This is a genomic window from Vibrio frigidus (assembly GCF_042465995.1).
GTDB lineage: Bacteria > Pseudomonadota > Gammaproteobacteria > Enterobacterales > Vibrionaceae > Vibrio.
Genome location: NZ_JBCDMC010000001.1, coordinates 201,294 through 227,282 on the forward strand (window position 1 = coordinate 201,294; position 25,989 = coordinate 227,282).

Consider the following 25,989-nt stretch of genomic DNA (forward strand, 5'->3'; position numbering starts at 1 on the left):
GATAGAATAAAAGAGAGGTTTCATAATACTCCTCTCTTTTGCTATCATTCTCTTTAAGTTAAAAACAAAGTCACAAATGGAGGACACACAATGATTGTAATCAGAACCCACTCGGTAATAGCGAAGAGTTAAGCGCGTTTATTTGCTCAATCCTTCCTATTATCCGGTGATGTAATTTACCGGGGTTAAGCTTCTATATTCAATACTCATCTTTTGAAATTATCAAATGAGATTGACGTAAACGTTATTCACCCCTGATCAATAAAACAGATAGTCATAGCAACATCCAGGGTTTATATAATGAATTCAAATTTCACTTTGCCACAACTTGGTTGGCAGCCATATTTCCAACAACAACTTACGTTAGAAGACTACGAACACAACCGTATCGCTCGGGTCTCAGCACACCATCGCTCCGGTTATGAGCTATTGTGTGGAGTCGGTTTGTTATCATTACCTATCCATCATTCGCTTCCTCAAATGACCGTTGGCGATTGGGTACTTCTAGATAGTTCGGATCAATTTGTTCGACTGTTAGATAGGCACTCACTGTTTCGACGTAAAGCGGCAGGGCCAAAGGCACAAGAACAGTTTATTGCAGCGAACATAGATACTATTTTTGTTGTTTGTTCACTTAATCAAGATTTCAATCTTAGCCGAATAGAACGGTATTTATCTATCGCCCATGATGCCGAGGTTGAGGCTGTCGTCGTGCTCACCAAGGCCGATTTATGTAGTGATACCGACGAGAAAAAAGCGCAAGTCCAAGCACTTGATAATATGCTGATGATCGAAGTGGTTAACGCGTTAGATAGCGATAGCACTACCGGACTACTTGATTGGTGTAAGCAAAGCAAGACGGTCGCATTTATGGGGTCTTCCGGTGTCGGAAAGTCGACCTTAGTGAACACCTTGTTAGATGATCACCTACAATCGACTGGATCTATTCGAGAAGACGATAGCAAAGGTCGGCATACGACGACATCAAGAACACTGCACATGATGCCATCGGGTGCATTACTGCTAGACACGCCCGGAATGCGAGAGTTACAACTCACGGACTGCGAATCAGGCGTAAGCGAAACGTTTTCAGATGTAGAGAGCGTTGCCAAACAGTGTCGTTTTTCAGACTGCCAACATCATGGCGAACCAGGTTGCGCCATTCAAAAGGCGCTCGATTCCGAATCAATCGATCCACGTAGAGTGGATAACTATTTCAAGCTAATGAGAGAACAAGCAAGAAATAGTGCGACAATATCGGAGCAAAGAGCACACAACAAACAACTAAGTAAAATGTACCGAACCGTGCAAAGCGAAAGCAAAGATAGAAAAAATGGGAATGACATTTAACCTATTACTGCATAGCAAATAAAAAGAAACCCGAGCTGACAATGTCCACTTGGGTTTCTTTTTATCACTTCATTAACTATTAGTTAACAATTGCAAAATATAAACATCTAACTTACTCACAATTATCGTCATTATTTGATTAAAATATGACTTAATTATAGACAGATTCTCTATCTAACATAATATATGTAGGTCGATTACCTATGCGATAGACATTGGGTTTCGACATAATAAATTCTAAATAATAATTAGGTAATTCCATGCAAAACAACAACAGTCTCGTCGCAAGATTTGCTAGTGGCAATCTTGTAATCCAAATTTTAGTCGGTATTGTACTCGGTGTAGTACTCGCCACTATTTCGCCAGAAAATGCCAAAGATGCCGGTTTAATAGGTAGCCTATTCGTAGGTGCACTAAAAGCTGTCGCTCCAATTTTAGTATTCATTCTTGTAGCAGCTTCTATTGCCAACCAAAAACAAGGGCAACAGACACATATGCGTCCTATCATTATTTTATATTTGATAGGTACATTCTCAGCAGCGCTTACTGCCGTTCTACTAAGCTTTGCATTCCCAATAACCTTAACTTTGGTCGCAGGTGCTGAAGGTACGACACCTCCACAAGGTATCGGAGAAGTTCTTCATACCCTTCTGTTTAAATTAGTTGATAATCCAATCAACGCGTTACAAGAAGCGAACTATATCGGTATTCTTGTATGGGCCGTTGGTCTTGGTCTCGCACTGCACCACGCATCTGCAACAACCAAAGCGGTATTTGAAGACTTAAGTCACGGCGTATCACAAATCGTTCGATTTATTATCCGCCTAGCACCATTCGGTATTTTTGGCCTAGTGGCGAGTACTTTTGCTACAACTGGATTCTCAGCATTAGCAGGGTATGCTCAGCTTCTTGTTGTTCTATTAAGTGCTATGCTCATTATCGCGCTTATTGTCAATCCAATCATCGTTTGGGTTAAAACCAAAGAAAATCCGTATCCACTTGTATTCAGATGTCTACGCGAAAGTGGTGTGACCGCATTTTTCACTCGCTCTAGTGCTGCAAACATTCCAGTGAACATGGCTTTATGCGAAAAACTAGACCTAGACGAAGATACTTATTCCGTCTCGATTCCTCTAGGTGCCACCATTAATATGGCTGGTGCAGCAATTACCATTACGGTATTAACGCTTGCAGCAGTACATACAATGGGCATTAGTATTGACCTTCCTACTGCATTACTTCTAAGCATTGTTGCCTCTGTATCGGCATGCGGTGCTTCTGGTGTGGCGGGTGGTTCTCTATTGCTTATCCCATTAGCGTGTAGCCTATTTGGTATCTCAAATGATGTTGCCATGCAAGTTGTTGGTGTTGGCTTTATTATTGGTGTTATTCAAGATTCAGCTGAAACAGCGCTAAACAGTTCTACAGATGTTGTATTTACAGCAGCAGTATGTAAATCAGAACAAGCGTAACGTAACCGCTTAGCACATAAAAAACCAGCCATTATGAGGCTGGTTTTTTTTCAATTACACATTCTTTCCATTAAGCAGTTATAACAAGAAGAAGTCTTAATTTTTATCAATGAGAGAGAAAGAGAAGTCTAGCCCTTCGCCATCATCCTTGTTACTCTTTTCAGACTTTTTCTTTTTGGGTTCATTACCATTATTTTCGTATACCAAAAACTCATTACCATCTATCTCAGGAAAATAAGTTGTTCTTTTATACAATTTATTTAGCGCTTTGATCATCGCATGCTTTTCAATCGCACCGTCAGCCAATTTTCTCAACAAAGGTTTGGCCATTTCTTGAAGCCCTACAACGGCATCAACACCAAGAATATTCCCAACATCATCTCTTCTCGCTTTGGCTGGTTCATATCCAAAATATGCGGAAAGAAACAACCATAGGTAGGCAATAGCATTACCTTTCGCTCCTCTTCCTATCCAAACATCCCCTGCAAAATATTGGGCTCTCGGGTTGGCTTGCTCAGCGGCAACCTCATACCAATACGTCGCTCGATGAATGTTTTTCTCTACACCGATGCCATCGCGATAATGCTCTCCGAGTTTTATCTGCGCTTCTGGGCTATTTTTCTGAGCGGCTTTAAAATGCCACTCTGCTGACAACTTAGGATTGGGATGCATATTCATTTCCGCAATATACCAATCACCCATGTATATCTGCGCTTCAATATGATCATTGTTGGCGACCTCTTCAATAGTCTCGATACCTTTATCTATATTTGGTTCGATACCTTGCCCGCCAATCAATGCTTTGCCCATTTCAAATTTAGCAAGATGATTTCCATTGTGAGCCTCAATCGCAATCTGCCAAAACTTGGATTTTTCGATAAGAACAATATCTTCTTTTGCACGACTACACACTCGAACCACACCGTACATACCCATCTCGTTATCTTGCGCTGCGGCTTGTTCATACCAATGAAGCGCCTCTCTAGGGTTATTAATCTCTGCTTCTTTAGCCAAAAATAGCTGCGTAGGTATATGGCCAGTTTCTGCCTTAAACAGCCGCTCTTTTTTCTCTTCCTCACGTTGCCTTTCTATGGCCCTTCGATATGCGCGCTCGCGCTCAATTTTTTCTTCAGAAAGCTTTTTTTTCTTGACGGATAGTGACGTCATCCAGCCAACAATTAGGATAAGCGATACACCTGTAACCCCAACAGCAATGGTCATAAAATTCATAAACTTATCTGCAGCCTTTTACAACTTGAGCAATGATACATTGACGATGCTCTTATCAACTTATCATTCGTATGATTTATTAAACGCACAAGGCATTATTAACAATAGAAACACTATAAACTATTGACGACTTTTTCTATACCTAGTCATGCGGGTTTCGTGCCAGAACCTATGCATTTTGTATATAAATAGTATTGTGCCATTTTCACATAAAATCAGCTTTTGACACGAATAAACCATAATTAAAGGAATTGTACTGAAAACATGAGTGATATAGGGAGACAAAAGGTGTCCAATTCATTAGATAAAAAAGTTATTTATCATGTCTTTACCCGTCTTTTTGGGAATAGTGAAAACGAAAATATTGCGTGGGGCACAAAAGAAAGAAATGGCGTAGGTAAGTTCGCCGATTTTACTGAGTTAGCACTAAGACACATCAAAGCACTTGGTGTTACTCATGTCTGGTTTACTGGCGTACTCCATCATGCTCTGATAGGCGATTATTCTGACCTAGGTATTAGTGATGACCACCCTTCAATAGTCAAAGGTCGCGCGGGTTCTCCCTATGCCATAAAAGATTACTATCAGGTAAACCCGGATCTCGCTAATGATATTGAAAAACGAATGGATGAGTTTGAAGCCTTAATCAAGAGAACTCATCATGTTGGTCTTAAGGTTATTATCGATATCGTGCCGAACCATGTTGCCCGACAATACCATGGCCTAAATAACCCCGACTCTGTTTTAGATTTTGGAGAAAATGACAATACAGATCTTGAGTATCACAGAGATAATAATTTTTATTACATTACAAACGAACCATTTCAGATTCCGGATGAGCAAATCCCTTTAGGTGGTGAAGCGCATTCATCATTGACGCCTCCGTATGTTGAATATCCCGCAAAATGGACAGGTAATGGGTCTCGCTCTGCCAAACCGAATTGTGATGATTGGTACGAAACCGTAAAGATTAATTATGGAATTAGGCCAGACGGCAGTAAAGATTTTCCAACTCTTCCAACTGAGTTCGCCGATAAATGTTACCAAGAACATAATGAATTTTGGCAGAAACAATCGGTTCCTGATTCATGGAAAAAATTTAGAGACATTGCATTATTTTGGATAGACAAGGGCGTTGATGGATTCAGGTATGACGTCGCGGAGCTCGTACCCGTTGAATTTTGGAGCTTCTTAAACTCGACAATAAAAAACAAAAAACCGGATACTTTCTTGTTAGCCGAGGTATACCAACCAAAGCTCTATCGGGAATTTATTCATTTAGGCAAAATGGATTATCTTTACGACAAAGTGGGCCTTTACGACACGCTTAAAACAATAATACAGAAAAAGAAATCGGTACAATCTATCGTTCAAATTCAGAAGGTACTGGCTGATATAGAACATCATATGTTGCACTTTTTAGAAAACCATGATGAACAACGCATTGCTTCACCCGAATTTGCAGGCAATGCTGATCTGGCTCGTCCAGCAATGTTAATTTCTGCGACAATAAGCAGTTCGCCTACCATGATTTATTTTGGCCAAGAAGTAGGAGAACCCGGCGCAGAAAATGCGGGATTTGGGCAACCCTCACGTACCTCTATTTTTGACTATATTGGCGTGCCTCATCACCAACGTTGGTTCAATAATGGGGCATTTGATGGCGCTCTATTAAGTAACACAGAGAAAGAACTTAGATATTTTTATCGCTCAGTCCTCAACTATTCCCTAAACAGCCCAGCTCTTTTGGGTAATTATATCGACCTATACAGCCCCCTTTCAGACCAATTGGGCCCAATGAAGGATCTCATCTTTCTATTCGCCAGGCAGAAAGACGAACATACCGTCATTGTCGCGGTAAATTTCAGTGCAGATTTACACTGTAAACAAACATTGGTCGTCCCTACCCTTTTGATACAGCAGTTATCGTTGACAAATAGGCTCCATATTTTCAAGGAAAAGATTGAGCATCAACGAACAATTGAAATAGAAGTGGCTGAGGGCATAGGAAAGATGGTGCTACAACTGCCACCTCTTGCCGCCTATGCATTTGAAGTATAGAAATTGGAGCTAAATCGAGGGGCGTTTTACTCGTTGTTAAGCGGCGACACCATCGTCGTACCGCTTAACGAGTTGATTGAGTGCTATTTTTTCTGGCTATTAATCGCATTAACAAAGGCTTCTTGTGCACCTTCTATATTTAATGCTTTAGCTTCTTCAAGAAGTGCTAGTGCTTTAGGGATGTCACCAACTTTTACTGCTTGTTTAATTGCTGTTTCATAAAATAGAACAGATTCTGGTTGAGCGACAGAAATCGCCTTCGGAGTAACCTTTTTAACCGTGTTATTTAAGGATAAAGTTTTGAGCTTTATTTCCAACTCACCTAAATAACTATGTTCATATTTGAGGTCTGTGACGATAGGTAATGGGTCACCACTATTGATTGCTCTCACTTTCGCAGGGTGTGGAATGGTTATTTTATGGCCAATCTGATCCTGAGGAGTATATATAATGAGATAAGGTGTTTTACTTGCGTCAAAGGTAATCGTCGCTTCATACCTATTTTGACTAAAAGCATCAGAATACTTTATCTTGAAATCGTCTAACTCATATTCGTCAACGACATTAAAGCGGTTGTCTAACGTGACTACTTTCGGTGCTAATACCGATTTTTCTTTCATCTTGCTGCTTAACGTTATTTCCACCGTTCTAGATTTCTCTGCGAAAACAAATGAAGCAAAATGACTCTTTCCTTCCGAAAAGCGCCACACCGGCGTTGAATCGTCAATTTGAAATTCAATCTCTTCCGTTGTACTTAGTTGAGTCCATGAAAAATCAGAATAACTAGAACAACACACCTCTGCATTGATAACTGGTAAATCAGTCTTATTCACTTCGTCTGAACTAGAGGCGCAACCAAAAAGTACACTACCAAATAAAAAAGCTAATACTGTTTTTTTCATACAAACTCCTAAAACTCATGTAGGCAGCCTTCTCAGGCCGCCTATTAATACTCAATTTATTCTAAATACCTTAGAACCAAATCTCAGCTTCGATACCAACACGAGTCTCGCTATCGTCGCCACCTTTAGACCATTCGTAACCGCTGTCGCTTGAAGACATATATGTTACGTAAGGCTTAAGTTGTGGACGACCCCAGTAATCTGAATTCACAGTAAATACTGGCGCTAAAGTTGCTGAGTAGAAGCTCGTATCTGCGTCTTCACGACCCCAGTTTTCAGCTTTACCGATACTTTCAACTGAATATGTTAACACGGCTTCCATACGGAAGTTTTCGTTAACTTTATATGATGGTGTTACACCTAAGAATAAACGAGACAATCCATCATCTGAACCCCAAACCGAATCTGTTTCTGAGTTAGATAAATCCCAATAAGTGATTTCAGTACCTAGTTGTACGTTCTCAGAGATATTTACAACACCGTAAGAAGTAAAGAAGATCGACTCATCGTCTTTCTGCCAGTTACCACTCCATTGACCAAAGTTAACACCGCGGTTAGCAGCAACGCCTTGACCATAAGTTAAAGCCGTCGTCGTCCAACCATCCAAGCCGTAATAGTCACGAGAATAAGTAATTGCCGCACCTACACCGTTTTCAGCCGTTGATGCTTCGTCTACGTTTGTACGACTCATTAACTTAAGGTCAAAATCAAAACGACCCGCTAATGCTTCCACACCATAGTAGTAAAAATCAGCAGAAGTGACTGTTGTGCTAGCACCGTCTGCATCTAAATTACATTGCTTCGAGCTCGTTTCTGCACCATTAGGATTAGTACAGCTTCCTTCGCCTGGATCAGCAGACAAAATTGCAACACCAGCGTTGTTATATTCAAGACCCGTACCAACACCAGAGGATTGTTTCCAGAATTCTTTTGTGATGATACCCGCTTGGCGGTTTAGGTAACGCTGACCTGCCCACATGCTCAGACCCTCAGCAAAATAAGACAAATCGCCTAGTTCAACATAAGCTTCTTTAAACTCAAGTTGTCCAGATTCTAAATGACCTTCGTTACCCGATGACGATGTATAGAAACCGCGTCCATTACCACCTTCATTGTTACCGTATTCTGTTTTCAGAACATATTTAGACCAAGCACCGCTTTCGTAGTTATTACCTTTTGTCACAGTAAACTCTACTTGAGTAGGGTTACCAGAGAATGCGGCACCCGCAGCGCGGTAATCGCGACGATGGTGGTAAGTCTCTTCTAGAGCCAAAGACTGGCCTACATTATACAGAAGATGACCATAACCATTTACTGTCCATCCTTCAGTTACTTTATCTTCTGCTAACGCAGAACCTGCAAATAATACACTTGCCACTGCGGTAGCAATTACGCTTACTTTTTTCATCTCGTCAACTCCTGAACGAATAATTATGTTTCTTATACTTCCTAGGTTTCCTTTGAAAGGCAGAACAAAAGAAACCATTAAAAAAGAATTTGTCTGGGAGTCGCCTCCCGTTTTGTTTCAACGTTAGGCATAATAAGTAAGCGAGCAACGGATGACTTCCTCCGCCCTATGCAAATTTTCGGGGGAGTAGAGAGGCGTAGAAAATTAGATTAGAGATGATTTTGTATACTGGATCACTAAATATGGGGGTAGGAGAGGCTGAATAGGAGCCAAACCACTGCACAAAGTGTTAATGTCATCATGTTTCAATATATATCTGTTATTACCCATTAGGCAGAAAAAAAATAAAATAAATTACTATTGAGACATAGAATTAATTTACTATGGATACATATGATGTGTTGACTATTGTTCGACATCCCTTTTTACTTGAAGTTCGCAACAAGCCAACAATTTATAAAAAAAGAATAAATAATGACAGACACGTGCTCACGGCCTCACCCTTTAGGGGCTACATTAGACGGCAATGGATGTAATTTTTCCATCCATGCGCCCAATTGCCCTGACATATCTTTAGCCTTATTTGCTAACGATGATGAATATGAATTATTTCCGCTCGTCAATGAGTATGCCGGCATACGACACATCTACATTCCGGATGTAAAAGCAGGTCAAAAATACGGCTATGCAATTACCACACACGATGGAGAAAGCCTTCTTTTATCAGACCCTTACGCGAAGGCATTAGAAAAACCATTACACTACGCTACACCTTATTCAAACCCAAAAAGTTGGGGAATGAGTAAATGTGTGGTGATTGATCCTGCATTTGACTGGCAAGGTACTGAGCCACCTAGAATACCAAGAGAAGAAACCGTATTGTTTGAGACTCACGTCAAAGGTGTGTCAAAACTAAATCAAGGCCTAATAGAATCCGAACAGGGAAGATATTTAGGCTTAGCAAGCAGTACCATGCTCGATTTTTACAAGAAACAGAATATCACTACGCTTCAGCTCCTTCCGGTTGCTGCGTGTATGCATGAAGAACATCTTCTAAAAATGGGAAAAGTGAATTATTGGGGTTACAACCCCTATCTGTTTATGGTTCCTGACCCAAGATATGCAGATAGCGATGCAGTTGTAGAACTAAAAACCGCTATTCGTGAGTTACATCGTAATGGTATTGAGGTGATTCTCGACGTCGTATACAACCACACGGCCGAAGGAGGAGAAGGTGGGGTGATCTTTAACCTTAAAGCGCTCGACCCTCGCAACTATATAAAACATGGCCCCCACTACGCCAATTACACTGGCTGCGGCAACACCACTGACTTAATGCACCAACCGATGCTTAATTTGGTAATGGACTCCATGCGATATTGGGTGGAAGAGTTTCATGTCGATGGATTTCGCTTTGACCTTGCGGCAACGTTGGGTAGAAATGGCGATAGCTTTAACTATCACTCCCCATTTTTTAAATCGGTGGCGCAAGATCCAGTACTAAGAGAAGTGAAACTTATTGCTGAGCCTTGGGATATCGGTCCGAACGGCTACCAAGTGGGTGGGTTTCCAGATGGTTGGAATGAGTGTAACGATAAATTCCGCGACATTACCCGTAGTTTCTGGCGTGGTGATGATGGGTATTTAAAAGAATTTGCCACCAGAATCATGGGTTCAAGAGATCTCTATAGTGCAAGTCGTTGGCCTCAAAAGTTAACCATCAACTACATCACCTACCATGACGGATTTACGCTACAAGATCTCGTCTCATATCGCCATAAGCACAACGATGCAAATGGCGAACATAACCATGATGGACATGGTGATAACCGTTCTGATAATTATGGTATTGAGGGCGATACTGACAACATGATGATAAAGGCCGTTCGCGAGAAGCAAAAACGTAACTTTATCGCCAGTCTGTTATTTGCGTTCGGTATACCTCATATCATGACCGCAGATGTTCAATCTCACTCACAGAATGGTAACAACAATGCTTATTGCCAAGATAGTCCGTTGAGTTGGATTAATTGGCGATCATGTAATCGTATCGATCTATTTAAGGCTTGGATCAGCGATATGTTAGCAGCACGCCAACAGTATATGGTTCCCTTCATCAGGGCATTTAGTGGTGAACAACGGAATCAAAACAGAGTCGGCTGGCGTCGAGCTGATGGCGAACATATGGAACATGATGATTGGAACACGCAGAATTCTGTCGCTCTGCACCTTGGAATCGAGCAAGAAGGTGATGAACTGATCTACTTAATCAACCAAGCCACCGCTCCAGCTCGTTTCAAACTACCAAATAACTACAATCAACGCTGGGTGACTATTTGCGATACTAGTATGGATAAAGTAGTCAATCGTCACGCAGAGGGTGATATATTAATGGCACCGATGTCGTTGGCGATATTGCATTCAACCGCAAAGTAGAATGCCATTGCTCATCAAGTAAAAAACACCTGCAAACGCAGGTGTTTTTGTTTTAATCAACGTTAAATTTGCGCACAGCAGTATATCCCCTATCTCGATCTCAATTTATTTACCCTTTTGGTAAAAACACCTCACCCAACATGCATCGAACACTGCCACCACCTATATTTTCGATGGTTGAAACATCAAAAGATAGTAGTTTGCCATGGGTCGATAGTTGGTTTCTCTGCGCAGGAGTAAAGGCGTCAAATGCTGATTGAGACATGGCAATCACTTTATCGCCATTAGCATTTTCTAATTGAAGAATATTGCCACAAAAGTGATTCATCTGATCAAGTGAAATAGAGATCACTTGCTTATCCTTCGCTAAAGACTTAATTACAAAACGACGTTCAAATTCAGGGATAAGCTCATCACAAATGACACAAAATGACTCTCCTACTGCCATCATCACATTTGTGTGATAAATCGGTTGGCCGGAAGGCAGCGCAGTTTGGAATGAAATAACACGTTCATATCCTACCCTTTGAGCGTATTCTTCCAATACCTCTCTATCACAACGGTGAGACAACGCCGCGTAGATGGTACGATTAATGTGGTCCATCACCATTACACCAGTACTTTCTAAATAAGCGTTGTGCTCAATAAAAGAAGCCAACGATGAATGAGAGGTTACCTTTCGACCTGAATCAACAAGTGCTTTAACCAAGGCTTCAGGGCGGACCTCCAACTGACGATTTGTGCACGCCATAGGGAAAACAAACAACTCACCTGTCGACGTCGTACTAAACCAATTGTTTGGGAACACCGCATCAGGCGTCTCTCTTTCCGCTACAGGGTAATCAAATTCAACAACCTGTACACCTTCGGCACGCAAACCAACCACCATCGAATTAAATTCCGCCATTGCGTTTTCACGAACCTGTTGTGCGCTCAGTTCGACTCGGTGTTGAAATTCATTATCTTCTGCAGTTTCTGCGTTATAGCGAAACTCTTTCGGCGGCACCATCACCACACAACTCGCATTTTGAAGTGAACGGACACCTTGCAAATACTGCATTGATTGAGTTGAGTTCATTCATAAATATCCATTTTAGATTCATTACATCGATTGTAAACAGAAGGTTAAATGTCATTTAACTGAATTTGATACCATTTACACGAGCAAACTAGGCGATTTCGCTGTCATAGAGAGTAAATTCGGTAACTAACCTAAGCATACTTTGTTAATACAGTGTTACACCTAAGCATACCTATTCACTAACAATGTTATCAATGCGCTTTCTCGTTCTAGATTTGGTTAAATAAATCCATAGGTAAGCAAAATTATTACGCAAATATGCACATTCAAAATGAAATGGAAAATAATGTCCTTTTTTTTAAGTTTGGGGTAGTGTGTGTTGATAAATTAACCCATCTATTATTCAACGAATTCTTCTCGTTATTGAAGATAAAACAACAACAAGATGGGAAGAGGATGACCGAATGTATAAGTTTTTTGAAGGGCTAACAAAAGCCTTCCCAAAAGAAGAACCACAGCAACCGCCAACCGGTGTTTTTGCATTTTGCCGGCACTATACTCGTGGTTTCGAAAAACCGCTGCTATTAATGGCGTCACTCAGTACCATAGTTGCCATTATTGAAGTTTCACTTTTTGGTTTTATGGGTGAGCTCGTCGATTTGCTCTCGACCAGTAACCCAGATACCTTTCTTGCAGAAAATAGCAGCACGCTTTGGGCGGTTGGTTTAGTGTTACTGGTTGTGATGCCAATACTCGTTACCATCTACTCACTGACAATTCATCAGAGCCTGCTTGGAAACTATCCAATGTCCATTCGTTGGATGGCGCACCGATATTTATTAAAGCAAAGCCTCTCATTTTATCAGGACGATTTTGCAGGGCGTGTCGCCACAAAAGTGATGCAGACTTCCCTTGCAGTCCGAGAAACCGTGATGAAAACCGCGGATGTTTTTGTCTATGTTATTGTTTATTTTACCTCTATTGTAGTCATGTTGGCTCAAGCCGATTGGCGATTAATGTTACCAATGTTGGTTTGGCTAGCCGCCTATATTTGCATTCAATTTTACTTTGTTCCAAAACTCAAATCTGTCGCTTCCGAGCAGGCCGATGCCCGCTCTACCATGACGGGTAGAATTGTGGACAGCTATACCAATATTGCAACGATCAAACTCTTTTCTCACAGTAAACGAGAAACCAAATACGCAGAAGAAGGCATGGACGGCTTCTTGGATACGGTCTATCGGCAGATGCGCTTAGTGACAGGCTTTAACGTCTGTGTAGAGATTGCCAATTATTTTTTAGTCTTTTCGATCGCCGCGATTTCTATTTTCCTTTGGATGGAAAACGCAATCACCATCGGCGCAATTGCCATCGCGATCAGTTTAGCGTTACGGATAAACGGCATGTCGATGTGGATAATGTGGGAAGTCGGGGCGCTATTTGAAAACATGGGCACCGTGGTCGACGGTATTTCCACACTTTCAAAACCAATTGATATAGTAGATAAAAAAGATGCGAAACCTTTAGAGGTTGATAAGGGTGGCATTCAATTTGATAACGTAAGCTTCCATTATGGTGAAAAAGATAAAGGGGTTATCAACCACCTGAACCTGAAAATAAAGCCGGGGGAGAAAGTTGGATTAGTTGGTCGCTCTGGCGCAGGGAAATCAACACTAGTTAACCTTTTGTTACGCTTCCATGATGTGGAAGGCGGACAAATAAAGATTGATGGTCAGGTCATATCAGAAGTTACCCAGGACTCTTTACGTGCCAATATTGGCATGGTGACCCAAGACACCTCATTGCTGCACCGCTCTATTAGAGAAAATATACTCTATGGCAAACCAGATGCGAGTGAGGAAGCGATGCTAAAAGCCACCATTCAAGCGCAAGCACATGAGTTTATCGACACCCTAACGGATCCGCATGGAAACAGCGGATACGATGCTCAAGTTGGTGAACGAGGCGTGAAACTATCTGGTGGTCAACGCCAGCGAGTAGCGATTTCGCGAGTCCTTCTAAAAGATGCACCATTGCTTATTTTGGATGAAGCCACTTCAGCACTAGACTCTGAAGTAGAAGCGGCAATACAGGAAAGCCTGATCGAGCTAATGCAAGGTAAAACCGTCATTGCCATAGCACACCGCCTTTCTACCATCGCAGCAATGGATAGGCTAATCGTATTAGATAAAGGACAGATCGTTGAACAAGGTTCGCACCAAGAGCTGATTCAAGGCGATGGTATTTACGCTCAGCTTTGGGCGCATCAAACCGGCGGTTTTATCAACGATGACACGAAAATCAATTAAGTTGTTGATTTTTAATGTAATTAATTTTTATTGATTTTGCAAAATGGCGACAAATGGCGACGAAAAACGAGGGTTATTGAGCTCTGTCGCCACTTTGTCGCCATTTTTTTGGTTCTAGTTTTCTAACGGGTTCAACTCGACAGCCTGGATAAGATGCTCTGGTGAAAAGTGCGCATAAGCCATGGTTTGTTCAATTTTACTATGACCCCAAATTCGCTGAAGCACCAAAATATCCCCCCCATTCATCATAAAATAACTCGCGAATGTATGACGCAAAATATGCGTCGCCTGCCCTTGTGGAATGAACGCTGGTAATGACCTTTTCACACACTCCCATGCCGCGTAATATCGAACATCGAAAATATCGTGACCAGATACCGCAACCGCGAGTATTTCATCATGGAGAGCTTTAGAGATAGGAACGCTTCGGTTCTTCTTACCTTTTGTATCGATGAACGTCAGTTTATTTAAAGTGATATGGCTTCGCTTCAAGCCTAACGCTTCACCTACCCGTGCACCGGTTGCCAAACATATTTTGCAAACAACGAGTATCTGATCGGCTTTAGGGCTTTTATCTACCGCTAGCTTATTCAAGAAAGGCTGAGTTTTGTCTTTAGTAAGGTAAGACAACTCCCGTTCGGACGCTTTAATAAGATCAATACCCACAACTGGGTTTGGCAACTTCCATTCACCGTACTTAACGAGCGTATTGAACATGGCCCTAAACGTTTTAAGTTCAATATTATGAGTAGTTGGAGAAAGAGTAATGTTTTTTCTAGTTGGATGATGGCTAATCCGGTTCGCCCGGTAATTAAGGTAATCTTGCATAGTAAAATGAGACGCTATCGGGTTCCCAAGCATTTCAACAGTTTTCTTAAGCACCACATACGAATTGCTTCCCGTCTTCACGGTGTTTCCGTGCACTACCCACCAACGTTCAAGCAACTCTGAAAGCCGACGGTGATCGGGTTTATCACCAAGCCAGGGCTTATCATCAATTTCTCGCATAACATAGCGTTCATAAGCGACCGCTTCACCTTTAGTGGCAAAGCTTTTTCGGACACGTTTACCGCTGCGGCCAGTTGGGTAGCATTCGCATAGCCATGGTTTTTTTGAACTGTCTTTTAGATTTCTGACGGACATAGAAAACCTTAAATACCTGTTTTTTTATACAGCATTTAAGGTTGTACAATTTAACAATGTTTAATTTTAATTAGAACGAACATTTTGGTTAACAAATTGGATTTTTTGTCTATTGGATGTACTAATCTGATTATCTAAAGACTTTGCAGTACCAACTACCAACATATCAAGTTGAACCTCAGCAACAGCAAAATTGCTTCCGGAAAAAACGTATCAAAATAATACCTATTAGCTTGAAAAAAATAATACTATTTTCTTTTCATTTTAAGAAGGTATCTTTGGTTCCAAATATAATAAGGGGCAGAGGCAGCGCAATCATTACATACTATTGTTTTTTCGAAACAGATATCTCCCCAAACAGGTATGATTTGCTCAACAGCCAATAGAGTACTACCACAAAAGGGGCATTCTTTTACATTGGTATTTTCAAGTAGCATTTGTCCTCCTGAAATATTTGTTTATAACATCATTAATAATTGAGAGTTTGGTCTCGAGTCCAGTAATCCTTTGCTGTCTCTTCGTATTGAATAATAGTTGATTAGTGTAATAACCGTAACTCAGTCCAAATAGTGTCCGGCGTGTTCTGATTACTTTAATCACTACCAAGAAGAATATCGTCTTGAACCAATTTCTTACACAGTTCCATCATGATTTGTTGCTCATGAATAGTTAAGGGAGAGTAGTAATCATCGATTACTTGTCGCAGACATTGATGGACTTCTCCTTTTACTTTTAACCCTTTATCCGTCAGCGCTAAGTAACGAGCTTTTTTGTTGGTCTTACTTTTATATGTTTCAATAAGGCCACGTTTGATACAATTGTCGACTAAACGCTTAGTGACCGAACGCTCGCGATGCAAGGTCTCTGCTAATTTCTGTTGCGGCATTTCACCAAGATACGCCAGTACACGAAGTGCTCCCACCATCTCTAACGTAATATCAAATTTTGACGTGAGGGCTTGATTGGCTAATGTTCTAAATTGCTTGGACGCAAGTCCCATCATAAACGAGAGGCTGCTATCTAATTCAGGAATGGAGGTTATGTTTTCGTTCATGGTTACCTTTTGAGCGTGTTAACTGATGGAGAATGAATAATATACATAAAGTTACCGTAAGTTCCCATGCTCTTAAATACGTACTTTCTAATCCAAATGAAGTGTTGCCCATATACAGTTGAATAGGCAGCATGGTGGCTAGTAAAGCATCAGCATGTAGATCTCGTGGTGGTCCTTGTGATGGTGACATCCAGTTAGCAATAATAAAAACTAAACTACCTAATCCGAGTGTGTAATAACCGATAGTACTTTGATGGCCGGCCATTACTAAAGTAAAAATAATTGCAACCGCACATCCACCCACTTGTGTCACAAAGCGGCGTTCTACGACTTCTTTGAATTTATCTCGACTAAATTGAGTAGCAGCAGCAATCACAGGTACCATGCAGAAGGTGGCTGAGATCAAATCTACAATCATAAGAAATGCTAACCCGGCACCTACTAGTCCTGTGGAAACGAAACGATGTTGATACGTAACCACTTGCGGTGTAAATACCGGAGGTTTTCCTTTATTTTCTTGAGGAAAAAGAAAAACCATAGACTTCGAAATCAATATAGTGATAGCCATCGAAACTAAAATCTCATGAATCCTCATAGGCATATCTGCAACAGTATGTTGAGAGAACACAATGATTAATATCCAATTAAAGGTGGGCATCAGCATGCCACCTAACTTCGCCGGCGTATTAGCATCGCGACGCATTAGATCAAAGAAGATCAAGCTAACGGTCCAGATGATAAAGGGATGTTCATGGAACACGTCAGAAACTAGGAGTGCACAAGACGCAGCCAAGAGTGTTGGAAAAAGCATTTTAAATAAACCTAACCAAGAGTAGTCCTTGCCTTTGGTCATCACAATGGTTGGATACAGAGCTAAATACACGGCTGAATCGAGATGGAGTAGTTTTCCCGCTAACATGCATAGTGTAACGGTAAATGTGACTCTCAATGTCTCATTTTTACGCGCGTTTTGTATCAACATATTGCCACCTGTTATTGCCTAATAGATAAAACGAAACCATGATAGTAGCTTAATCCAGGTATAGCCCACCGCATCAATAACACTATTGCCATTATCTACAATGACACTGGCACGTGCTCCAGCCATCAGGTTTGAGCTTACGTTATCTACATTAATTCGAGTACGCATTTTCTGTTGTTCACGTATCCAACGAGTCTCATTTTCGACAGTCGACAGTTGGTTTGCTGGGTTGGATGAATCAAAAATCGCTCGTTCCTGGTTGGTCACATTTCCTTCAAATATTTGACCAGGAAGAGCATCAAACGTAATCCAAACATGTGTCCCTGCTTGTAAATGGGCCATACCTTTTTCGTTGAAGTCTGCGCTTAACCAACGGTTTGTTTCGTTAACCAGAAATAAAGAAACACTGCCTTTATTGATGTAAGTTCCTTGTTGAAGTTGTAAGTTACTAACTGTACCAGTAGTTTGGGCAACAACATCGGTACGATAGAGGTCGAGTTTCGCCGTTGCTAGTTTGGCTTCAGCCAATTCGATTGCTGCATTTTTCTTGTTGCTAGATAGCTCTGCTTTTATTCGCAATATGTCCAAGTTTGCAACTTCTACAGCACTTTTAGCAACGTTAGCATCCATACGTACGTCGTCGACTTCTTGCTGAGTAATCAAACCTTTACTAAGTAATTTCTGATAGCGGGTGTACTTTATATTTACGTTATTCCATTCCACATTACGTTGAACAAGAGTTTGATTCGAAGATTGCAGTTCTTGCCATTTGGCCGAATTGGCTTCTTGAACCTGATGAAGTTCTGCTTCTGTCTGACGTACTGTTAGTTCATAGCTGTATTTATCAATGCTAAACAGAATATCCCCCACATTTACATGTTGGCCATTCATTACATTTACGCTGGTAATTACACCAGAGACTTCGGGTGCGATATTCGCAATGCTCTTATGCAGAGTCGCTTGCGTAGTGAATGGTGAAACGTTATCTGAACTAACTAAGAAAATAGAAAAACCTAAAGTCACAGTAAGTACAGCAATGATAGTATATTTGTATATCATGCCTTTCATAAATTGTTACCTGTACAACAAAAACCGGGTATACCATAGCATACTCTATTTTGTTGCTTATACAACAATTAATATACCCCGATATAGTAAAATAGAAGAAAAGATGGCGTTTAATCTATAAATTTTTTCAAGACTTCTCGCGTTGCAAGTCCAACCCCTTCATTGTTTCTTCTGGACAGCGGTTAGCAGTAACCATAACTTAACTAAAAGATAATTAGTTAAGCTATGGTTATGGGTATCTTATAGTTATTTCGAAAGTCAGCGAGAAGCTGGGATGGATGGATGCATGCATCCATACAATAATATATTGCTTAAATCACCAAGAAAGCGATTACTAGAGGAACAACAATAGCCGCTTTAACAAGCTAAGTGTCGTCGTTGTGGTTATCAATCATAGCGACTCCCCAAAAAAGTGAGGACACACACCTCAAAAACACTAGGTATGAGGTGTATGTCCTAGTTGAATTCCTCATAATTTCGCTGCTTTCTAGCCGTACCTATCGACAATTCAAGTACTCGCGACAAAACGCTCAACCTACGCCTAATCTAGAGTTGAAAGACCCCTATGACACACATCAACCCTTCCTCAAATCCAAAACAACCTTACCAACAATCTTCACGCTCAACTCATCCACAGTAAGAACAGAGCCAGCAAAAGAGATAGCCAACTACTTACCCGGTAACCTCTGCATTTCATTCAGCGACAACAAACCATCCATATCGACAGATTAAACTATGAGGACATACACCATAAGAAATGCAAAATAAACAAATTTCCCAAATCAAAAAATGTCGTGAATTTAGTTGGTTTTGAAAGAAATGTTCGTATCTCTACGGTTTTAATCGAGCTTTTACTATTGTAAAACCACTATGAGTGCAGACGAGAGGCAGAGCGTCTAGTTTGTTTCTGGTTGTTGCGTTCATGTAGGGAAAACCTTCGTCAGTTTAATTGATACCCTCGTATCCGACTTCGTTTAAATTGAGGTAAAGCGCTGTAGAAACTCTTTTTGCAACCAACTAACAAAGCGCGTTTTCTTTCCAGTTGAGTGCAAACTGCTAACCAATCTTTCTGGGTCAGATTAAGCCGCTCTAAGATGGGTGGTAATTGGCTATTTAGGCTAGCTTTACCATCTCTCAATGTTTTTCCTGTCCAGTCCACCAACTCTATATAGTCTATCAATCTAAACGGTATACCACAGAGCATCTCGTTGGCTGGGTTCCCAATAAAAGGTAACAAATTAGGTGCGGTTGATTGATGGTTATTGAGCGCAGTTACACGGTCTTTGAAAGAGGTATATTCTGACGATTCTGGAGTCTTCGCTATCCCAGCGCGTACTGGATTCAGGTCAGTATACGCCATAGCCGAAAGTAGTGCTTTTTCGTCTAGTAGGGCCTGGCTTTTGTAACGGCTTTCCCAAAAATGCCCTTTGCAGTTGTCCTCTTTATTCGCCTTTAACGCTATCTCAAAATTCAACTCACGCATAAACCAACTCAAGCTGTACAAGCGTTCTCGCCATTGTTCGATAATATCGAAAGCGACCTTGAGTTCAGTTTTGCTCTTTAATTGACTGGTTAAGAATCGCTGTATGATGACAGGTTTTGAGTGCAATAAAGACCAACGCTCGATGACTTGCAAATCAGTGAGTAAATCTACCTTACTCTTATTAATATGAACGACTAAATGATAATGGTTGCTCATTACCGCATAGGCGCAGATATCAATACAGTAAATAGCACTAAGTGTTTTGATACGAGCTTCTATCCACCCTCTTCTATGCTCATAGCTTGTATTCGAAAATTCATCATATCCACATAAATATGAGCGACGAACACACCGAGATACGCAGTGATAATAAGGTGTTGCTTCGACACAGATTTGTTGATTTCGAGCGGTGGTCATAGCGGCCTCCATTTCATGTTAGGTGCCCCCCTAATATAACGGGATAAATGCTATGGCACTCATGGGATACTTTGTTTTACGAGGCATTAGTAGGTTTTATGTAAACCAACACTATTTTTCATAAGATGACTGTCCTTGTTGACGGTCACTCTTGTTGACGCTCTTGTTGACGCTCAATCCGCCATAACTTAATAAGCCGGAACTTGTCGTGCCCCTATCGGGAGTGAAGATATAAGTCGACTAGAAAACAAGCCTAGTCAAAATATCCATCTAGAAATAACAAGAGTGTTTCCTTAGTACTAATTGTGTTTTGGCACTGTCTTTAACTTATGCTTGTTAGTTTCTAGGCAATCAATGTGCAATTACATTCATTATATGAATATTTAATGATTAATATCAAAGAGATATAACTGCAACTATCTGGATAATAACCGTATTTTTAATACGCAACGTCAGATGTAAACGCAAACTAACTAAATACAAAAAATAAGGGAGCGATAATGAGACCAAGATTCATTTTGGGGTTGATGTTATTCAGCCTATCATTTTTTTCTTTTGCAACCGAGGAAGGTGCTAAGTCAGAAGAAGAGGAATATATCACTTGGGCAAGGGACATCTGGGAGTCATTAGACAGACAAACAGGAACCATAAAAATAGAAGGAACTGGTGCGGTATTGAACGTTCCAGACAGTTTCTATTACTTAAATGCCGAAGATTCCAAAAAGATAATTGTCGACGTTTGGGGGAACCCACCCAATCAACCTATACTTGGAATGCTATTCCCTGCTCAGATGTCACCGTTTGATAGTGAATCATGGGCAGTCACGATCAAGTACGAAGAAGACGGGTACGTTTCTGACGAAGATGCCGACGAAATTAACTATAACGATCTTCTACAACAGATGAAAGAAGACACCCTATCCTCCAGTAAGGCAAGAGTAAAAGAAGGCTATGACCCGGTAGAGCTAGTAGGTTGGGCCTCCCCTCCGTACTACGATGCCAACGGAAAAAAGCTACACTGGGCCAAGGAAATTCGGTTTGGCGAGCAAGAGATAAATACGCTTAACTACAATATCCGTATCCTAGGACGAAAAGGCGTTCTGGTACTCAATTTTATTGCAGACATGGAACAGAAACCTGAAATAGACTCAAGTATTGAATCCGTCCTCGCATTAGCAGAGTTCGACCAAGGCTCTAAATATAGCGACTTTGATCCAGATTTAGATACAGTAGCGGCCTATGGGCTTGGCGCACTCGTGGCTGGCAAAGTAATAGCAAAAACAGGTTTTATTGCGGTCGCCTTTCTGTTTTTGAAGAAGTTTGGAATATTTGCCCTTATAGCGGTAGGTGCCTTCTTTAAACGATTTCTTTCTAGGAAAAAAGCGTAACTGCATTAAATGTGTACGATTTTTTCCTATGGAAGGTCCCACTAAGATAGGGCATATATCTCACGAGTTGAAATGTATGTCCCTTTTACTTTCCAGAATATGAAGATTGATAATACTTTACGAGCTTTGCTCAACGAATAAATTAATAAATATTCTGCTTACCTATTTTTTATTCTTTTTTCCTTGAACAGCCTTAAAGCGTGGGTTTGATTTACAGATCACGTAAATTCGTCCTTTTCTTTTGACTATCTGACAGTCAGGACTTCTCTTTTTGGCACTCTTTAGTGAATTTAGTACTTTCATTCAATTCTTCTCCTCATTTTTTTGAGTTTAAGTTACCAAAACGACGGTTAAAGTTAGCTACGCGACCTTCTTTGTGTACTATCCGCTGCTTGCCAGTATAAAACGGGTGGGATTCTGATGATACTTCGACCGTAAAGTATGGATAAGTTTTACCATCCTCCCAACTAATTGTACGGTCAGTTTGCAAAGTAGAACCGATTAAAAAATACTTATCAACGTTGGTATCATGAAATACAACGGTGCGATATTGTGGGTGTATGTCAGGTTTCATATCATTCTCCTTTAGTTAGTCGCATTGGACTTATCTAGTTAACTATTGTTATGTTATAACATGGCTCAAATGATAATGATTCTTATTCTGTTTGGCAAATTATTTATGGCATAACAGTTTTTGTTAGATATCGGTCAAATAGAATGTTGGTCCGTTGATCATTCATTTATTAGTTCCAACAGAATCGCTTAGTGATCACATTAACCACACTGCTGAGATCACACGCCTCTGGACAACTCCTTCCCCCCGACAGCTAGAGTCTACCGACTAATTATGTAGGGGTTTTATCACTCGTTACTTCACTGGCGTGGTAATGCATATCAAAGCTAACGAAATTCTCGTAATGAACTGTAAACAAGAACATCAAACTGCATGATGTTATGTCTGACTGTTCATTTTAAGTTCGGTATTCATTACCACGGAGGACCGTGGTAATGAGGGTTTAAGTATAATTCCGCTGCTTTCTAGCCGTATCTATCGATAATTTTTGATATAGATCGCTCTACAGAACGGTGATTGCGCTCCTAATCATTACAATATTCAGATGGTCACAAGCGCGGTGAGAATGAGTAAAGACCTTACTCTATTGCAGACGTACCAAGGTATCAACCTCAGAGAGCCTAGCAATCTACGATTCATTGGCAAAGAAGAAAACCCCGACAAGCCCGAGTAAATATCACAATGAATGGCGACCTAAATAGTCGCCTTTTTAACAAGGTATAAAGACTCTATGATTAAATCACTTCACATCTATTCTTTTACTCTCTAAAATCTCGCTCAATCATTACTTGAACAACAGATTCTTGAGCAAAATATGAATAAAAGTTTTATCACTAACCTTATTGCATTAGGTTTACTCGCTGCTGGCTACCAATTGGATAATCAAATTCTACTGTATGCCGGGCTTTTTGCCTTCTCTGGTGCGATCACCAACTTGTTAGCCGTACACATGCTATTTGAAAAAGTACCAGGGCTTTATGGCTCTGGTGTCATACCTGCACGATTTGAAGAATTCAAAATTGCGATAAAGAGTTTGATGATGGAACAATTCTTTACGACTGAGAACATCGACCGTTTTCTCACTCAAGAAATTATTGGCGGCAAAAAGCTCGATCTAGCGCCCGTCATTAACCACATCGATTTCGAACCGACCTTTGAATCGCTCGTTGACGTTATTGCCAATTCTTCATTCGGTGGCATGCTTGCCATGGTTGGTGGTACCGAAGCACTATTACCACTGAAGCAACCATTTGTTGAAAAAATGCAGCAATCAGTGATAGAAATCAGTCAAAGCGAAGAGGTTAAACAGGCACTTAAAGACCAATTCGAACAGCCACAAATGATGGATGAGATTCAAACGAATATCGAAAACATCATTGATCAGCGCTTAAACGAGCTTACTCCGAAACTGGTTAAGAAGATGGTGCAAGATATGATCAAAAAGCACCTAGGTTGGCTTGTTGTCTGGGGCGGTGTATTTGGTGGAATAATTGGTATTATCTCTTCTTTTATAGCCTGAGATTCCAACTCTCTACAAATTTGAGCACCATAAGTAACGGTGCTCAAATTATTATCTACTTACAAAAAATACATTTTTTGCTACAACTTAAATTTACTAATCAGTTGCTTAAGCTGTAACGTCATCTGTACCAATTCCTTATTAGCGACAGATAGTTGTTCCATTCCCGTTGCCGATTCTACACAAACTTGATTGATGTCAGCCATATGATGGCTAATTTCATTGCTTGTTTGGCTTTGTTGTTCCGTCGCAACCGAAATTTGGTTATTCATGTCAGTGACGACTTCGACGGACTGGGTAATATGCATTAACGCATCGTGGGCCAATGTTGCCTGATGTACGGTATTATTCGCCTGTTTTTCGTTATTCGCCATAACCTTAGTCGCGCTTTGTGCGTCAACCTGAATACTGTCAGTAATGGTTGATATTTCTTTCGTTGCATCCTGAGTTCTCATTGCAAGCGTTCTGACTTCATCCGCCACAACAGCAAATCCGCGGCCTGACTCACCAGCTCGAGCGGCCTCAATGGCTGCATTGAGTGCGAGTAGATTAGTTTGAGCTGCAATTTCTTGAATGACCGTCAACACGCCTCCTATATCGTTACTATGAGTAACCAGTTTTTTGATAATATTCGTTGTACCGCCAACGTCCTTCGCTAACTCAGTGACATTATTGATACTAAGATCAGACGCCTCACACCCTTGAGAAACGTCGTGCCGAGCTTGCACTGCTGCTGCTTCCGCTTGCGTTGAGTTAAGCGTTATATCCTGGACGGTAACATTCATTTCTTCAATGGAAGCTGAAATCTGACTTATATCTTGTTGTTGTTTGTACACACCAGTTTGTGCTTGATCCATCACAACCGACATTTCTTCCGAAGTAGAGGCAAGCTGCTCAGTAGATTTTGCAACCGTACTGACCGTATGATGAATTTTACTAACAAATACATTAAAAGCTCGTCCTAATTCTGCAATTTCATCGTTCCCGCTTGTATCAAGTTTTACCCGTAGATCCCCTTCCCCCTCAGCAATATCATTCATGGTCACAATTACAATTTTAAGGCGGTTGGCGATCTTAGTGGCAATAAAGATCACTAACAGAGCAATAACCAGAATTATTCCTAAACTCAGCGAAATAAGAGTTAATTTTATTTCTTTTTGAACAACTGCAATCTTACCTTTTAATACTTCGACTTCTTCAAATAGTAGCGACTCGCTCTGCTTAACTGCGCGGCGGAGCGCCCCTATAATGCCTTCGTTTTCAGTCAATCCTTTTTGTTTTGATAGCGAAACAAAAAGATTAAATGCGTCTCTATAAACGTTTAAACTAGAAGCGAGATCGATGTTTTCATTGTTAGTTGAATCGACATCGGCCGCCATCTTAGTCAACTGATGATTAAATTGGATTGCGTAGTTTTCATCAAGACGCAGCATAAAGTCCTTTTCATAACCACGTAATAAAAGCAGTTGCATCTCTAAAGGCTTGTTATTTTTCTCTTGCGTAATACTTTGGATAGTATGCGCTGCTACTCTCAAAGAGCCATACGCTCCACCTTCTTCATTTAGACCTATTTCTTGTTGGATACTCACCAACTTATGAAACTCATTATCGTATTTATCAAATGCAGAGGTCAATGAGGACAAATTAGAATTCGGAATGTCAGCCTCTACTAGCATTTGTTCCAATAGGTCTATTTTAGTATGAAGTTTTTCTACATTATTTTGGAATTTATCACGATAACTAATATCTTTTCGCGACATGAAGTCTTTTTCATTTTTTCGCAACATCAACATATTCACTTCAATATTGACGACTTGTTTAGAGGTTTCGATGGCACCTTCAATTTTTTGTACTAAGTGTTGGGTGCTGAACATTAAAACCACCATCCCAACAACCAACAGCCCTACTATTGAGCAAAGCATTCTCTTAATTGACACTGTGTAATCCTATATAAATAGATATTTTCGATATATAACTAGCTAGCCACACCCAGTCATACCCCTTCTTTTATTGTGGATAATATAGTGAATTGTCGTTCATATGAAAGGAAATTATGAGCGTTTTCGGAGAATCCGAAAAGCAATCGATTGCTTTTATAGTATGGTGATTACATTAGCAAAACTAACGTTGTTATTGATAGCAGGTTAAATCTACTTACAAAGCTGTACAAAC

19 protein-coding genes and 1 pseudogene are annotated in these 25,989 nt (G+C 40.6%); 7 read left to right on the forward strand and 13 right to left on the reverse strand.

Features of this window, described 5'->3' with window-relative positions:
* The first annotated feature begins 300 nt into the window (after positions 1 to 300).
* Together rsgA and sstT are read left to right on the forward strand one after the other, a co-directional pair.
* Positions 301 to 1,350, forward strand: coding sequence for a ribosome small subunit-dependent GTPase A (rsgA, locus tag AACW90_RS00880; protein WP_390229498.1), 1,050 nt, complete (start codon positions 301 to 303; stop codon positions 1,348 to 1,350).
* Positions 1,351 to 1,610: 260 nt separating this feature from the next.
* Positions 1,611 to 2,822 carry a serine/threonine transporter SstT gene (gene sstT / locus AACW90_RS00885; protein ID WP_390229500.1) on the forward strand — a complete coding sequence of 404 codons (1,212 nt, stop codon included), beginning with the start codon at positions 1,611 to 1,613 and terminating at the stop codon, positions 2,820 to 2,822.
* A 96-nt stretch (positions 2,823 to 2,918) separates the two neighbouring features.
* Here the strand turns inward: sstT and AACW90_RS00890 are convergent, their stop codons facing one another.
* Positions 2,919 to 4,052 carry a tetratricopeptide repeat protein gene (locus tag AACW90_RS00890; protein WP_390229502.1) on the reverse strand — a complete coding sequence of 378 codons (1,134 nt, stop codon included), beginning with the start codon at positions 4,050 to 4,052 and terminating at the stop codon, positions 2,919 to 2,921.
* Positions 4,053 to 4,340: 288 nt separating this feature from the next.
* Here AACW90_RS00890 and AACW90_RS00895 point away from each other — a divergent pair, with 288 nt between their 5' ends.
* On the forward strand, positions 4,341 to 6,113 hold the full coding sequence (locus tag AACW90_RS00895) for an alpha-amylase family protein (protein WP_390229504.1): 1,773 nt from the start codon (positions 4,341 to 4,343) through the stop codon (positions 6,111 to 6,113).
* Between the two features lie 83 nt (positions 6,114 to 6,196).
* Here the strand turns inward: AACW90_RS00895 and AACW90_RS00900 are convergent, their stop codons facing one another.
* Together AACW90_RS00900 and AACW90_RS00905 are read right to left on the reverse strand one after the other, a co-directional pair.
* Positions 6,197 to 7,015, reverse strand: a complete 819-nt coding sequence (locus AACW90_RS00900) for a MalM family protein (RefSeq protein ID WP_390229506.1) — start codon at positions 7,013 to 7,015, stop codon at positions 6,197 to 6,199.
* A gap of 70 nt (positions 7,016 to 7,085) precedes the next feature.
* Positions 7,086 to 8,423, reverse strand: a complete 1,338-nt coding sequence (locus tag AACW90_RS00905; protein WP_390229508.1) for a carbohydrate porin — start codon at positions 8,421 to 8,423, stop codon at positions 7,086 to 7,088.
* A 474-nt stretch (positions 8,424 to 8,897) separates the two neighbouring features.
* On the opposite strand from AACW90_RS00905, the gene glgX reads away from it, so the two are divergent.
* Positions 8,898 to 10,859, forward strand: coding sequence for a glycogen debranching protein GlgX (gene glgX, locus AACW90_RS00910; RefSeq protein WP_390229510.1), 1,962 nt, complete (start codon positions 8,898 to 8,900; stop codon positions 10,857 to 10,859).
* 109 nt (positions 10,860 to 10,968) lie between these two features.
* Here the strand turns inward: glgX and AACW90_RS00915 are convergent, their stop codons facing one another.
* Positions 10,969 to 11,937 (reverse strand): arginine deiminase-related protein, encoded by a 969-nt coding sequence (locus AACW90_RS00915; protein ID WP_390229512.1) that lies wholly within the window; start codon positions 11,935 to 11,937, stop codon positions 10,969 to 10,971.
* A 407-nt stretch (positions 11,938 to 12,344) separates the two neighbouring features.
* On the opposite strand from AACW90_RS00915, the gene AACW90_RS00920 reads away from it, so the two are divergent.
* Positions 12,345 to 14,189: an ABC transporter ATP-binding protein gene (locus tag AACW90_RS00920; protein WP_390229514.1), complete on the forward strand. Its 1,845-nt coding sequence runs from the start codon at positions 12,345 to 12,347 to the stop codon at positions 14,187 to 14,189.
* Positions 14,190 to 14,303: 114 nt separating this feature from the next.
* Here AACW90_RS00920 and AACW90_RS00925 read toward each other — a convergent pair whose 3' ends face one another.
* The 6 genes and pseudogenes from AACW90_RS00925 to AACW90_RS00950 form a co-directional block, all read right to left on the reverse strand.
* Positions 14,304 to 15,332, reverse strand: coding sequence for a phage integrase (locus AACW90_RS00925; protein WP_390229516.1), 1,029 nt, complete (start codon positions 15,330 to 15,332; stop codon positions 14,304 to 14,306).
* A gap of 592 nt (positions 15,333 to 15,924) precedes the next feature.
* Complete coding sequence (locus tag AACW90_RS00930) at positions 15,925 to 16,386, reverse strand: MarR family winged helix-turn-helix transcriptional regulator (RefSeq protein ID WP_390229518.1); 462 nt, start codon at positions 16,384 to 16,386, stop codon at positions 15,925 to 15,927.
* On the reverse strand, positions 16,358 to 17,368 hold the full coding sequence (locus AACW90_RS00935) for a DUF2955 domain-containing protein (RefSeq protein ID WP_390229520.1): 1,011 nt from the start codon (positions 17,366 to 17,368) through the stop codon (positions 16,358 to 16,360). Before AACW90_RS00935 ends, AACW90_RS00930 begins: the two co-directional genes overlap by 29 nt.
* A gap of 18 nt (positions 17,369 to 17,386) precedes the next feature.
* The gene (locus tag AACW90_RS00940; RefSeq protein WP_390229522.1) at positions 17,387 to 18,436 is read right to left on the reverse strand and encodes an HlyD family secretion protein; all 1,050 of its coding nucleotides are present in this window, start codon (positions 18,434 to 18,436) and stop codon (positions 17,387 to 17,389) included.
* Positions 18,437 to 19,011: 575 nt separating this feature from the next.
* Positions 19,012 to 19,161: pseudogene (locus AACW90_RS00945) on the reverse strand (transcriptional regulator); the annotation flags it as partial.
* A 215-nt stretch (positions 19,162 to 19,376) separates the two neighbouring features.
* Positions 19,377 to 20,336, reverse strand: a complete 960-nt coding sequence (locus tag AACW90_RS00950; protein ID WP_390229524.1) for a transposase — start codon at positions 20,334 to 20,336, stop codon at positions 19,377 to 19,379.
* 500 nt (positions 20,337 to 20,836) lie between these two features.
* On the opposite strand from AACW90_RS00950, the gene AACW90_RS00955 reads away from it, so the two are divergent.
* A complete protein-coding gene (locus AACW90_RS00955; RefSeq protein WP_390229526.1) occupies positions 20,837 to 21,724 on the forward strand; it encodes a DUF2167 domain-containing protein in 888 nt (295 codons plus the stop codon).
* Positions 21,725 to 21,886: 162 nt separating this feature from the next.
* Here AACW90_RS00955 and ykgO read toward each other — a convergent pair whose 3' ends face one another.
* Both ykgO and AACW90_RS00965 read right to left on the reverse strand, forming a co-directional pair.
* On the reverse strand, positions 21,887 to 22,027 hold the full coding sequence (gene ykgO, locus AACW90_RS00960; protein ID WP_390229528.1) for a type B 50S ribosomal protein L36: 141 nt from the start codon (positions 22,025 to 22,027) through the stop codon (positions 21,887 to 21,889).
* Between the two features lie 13 nt (positions 22,028 to 22,040).
* Positions 22,041 to 22,298 carry a type B 50S ribosomal protein L31 gene (locus AACW90_RS00965; RefSeq protein WP_390229530.1) on the reverse strand — a complete coding sequence of 86 codons (258 nt, stop codon included), beginning with the start codon at positions 22,296 to 22,298 and terminating at the stop codon, positions 22,041 to 22,043.
* An 814-nt stretch (positions 22,299 to 23,112) separates the two neighbouring features.
* Between AACW90_RS00965 and AACW90_RS00970 the strand changes: the two genes are divergently transcribed.
* On the forward strand, positions 23,113 to 23,817 hold the full coding sequence (locus AACW90_RS00970) for a DUF445 domain-containing protein (protein ID WP_390229533.1): 705 nt from the start codon (positions 23,113 to 23,115) through the stop codon (positions 23,815 to 23,817).
* A gap of 80 nt (positions 23,818 to 23,897) precedes the next feature.
* On the opposite strand, the gene AACW90_RS00975 is transcribed toward AACW90_RS00970, so the two are convergent.
* On the reverse strand, positions 23,898 to 25,754 hold the full coding sequence (locus AACW90_RS00975) for a methyl-accepting chemotaxis protein (protein WP_390229535.1): 1,857 nt from the start codon (positions 25,752 to 25,754) through the stop codon (positions 23,898 to 23,900).
* Positions 25,755 to 25,989: the final 235 nt, after the last annotated feature.

Coding starts and splice junctions, on each gene's coding strand:
- AACW90_RS00970 (WP_390229533.1), top strand. CDS start 23,113: ATGAATAAAAGTTTTATCACTAACCTTATTGCATTAGGTTTACTCGCT.
- AACW90_RS00955 (WP_390229526.1), top strand. CDS start 20,837: ATGAGACCAAGATTCATTTTGGGGTTGATGTTATTCAGCCTATCATTT.
- AACW90_RS00905 (WP_390229508.1), bottom strand. CDS start 8,423: ATGAAAAAAGTAAGCGTAATTGCTACCGCAGTGGCAAGTGTATTATTT.
- AACW90_RS00930 (WP_390229518.1), bottom strand. CDS start 16,386: ATGAACGAAAACATAACCTCCATTCCTGAATTAGATAGCAGCCTCTCG.
- AACW90_RS00925 (WP_390229516.1), bottom strand. CDS start 15,332: ATGTCCGTCAGAAATCTAAAAGACAGTTCAAAAAAACCATGGCTATGC.
- sstT (WP_390229500.1), top strand. CDS start 1,611: ATGCAAAACAACAACAGTCTCGTCGCAAGATTTGCTAGTGGCAATCTT.
- AACW90_RS00900 (WP_390229506.1), bottom strand. CDS start 7,015: ATGAAAAAAACAGTATTAGCTTTTTTATTTGGTAGTGTACTTTTTGGT.
- rsgA (WP_390229498.1), top strand. CDS start 301: ATGAATTCAAATTTCACTTTGCCACAACTTGGTTGGCAGCCATATTTC.
- AACW90_RS00915 (WP_390229512.1), bottom strand. CDS start 11,937: ATGAACTCAACTCAATCAATGCAGTATTTGCAAGGTGTCCGTTCACTT.
- AACW90_RS00920 (WP_390229514.1), top strand. CDS start 12,345: ATGTATAAGTTTTTTGAAGGGCTAACAAAAGCCTTCCCAAAAGAAGAA.
- AACW90_RS00935 (WP_390229520.1), bottom strand. CDS start 17,368: ATGTTGATACAAAACGCGCGTAAAAATGAGACATTGAGAGTCACATTT.
- AACW90_RS00950 (WP_390229524.1), bottom strand. CDS start 20,336: ATGACCACCGCTCGAAATCAACAAATCTGTGTCGAAGCAACACCTTAT.
- glgX (WP_390229510.1), top strand. CDS start 8,898: ATGACAGACACGTGCTCACGGCCTCACCCTTTAGGGGCTACATTAGAC.
- AACW90_RS00965 (WP_390229530.1), bottom strand. CDS start 22,298: ATGAAACCTGACATACACCCACAATATCGCACCGTTGTATTTCATGAT.
- ykgO (WP_390229528.1), bottom strand. CDS start 22,027: ATGAAAGTACTAAATTCACTAAAGAGTGCCAAAAAGAGAAGTCCTGAC.
- AACW90_RS00890 (WP_390229502.1), bottom strand. CDS start 4,052: ATGAATTTTATGACCATTGCTGTTGGGGTTACAGGTGTATCGCTTATC.
- AACW90_RS00940 (WP_390229522.1), bottom strand. CDS start 18,436: ATGAAAGGCATGATATACAAATATACTATCATTGCTGTACTTACTGTG.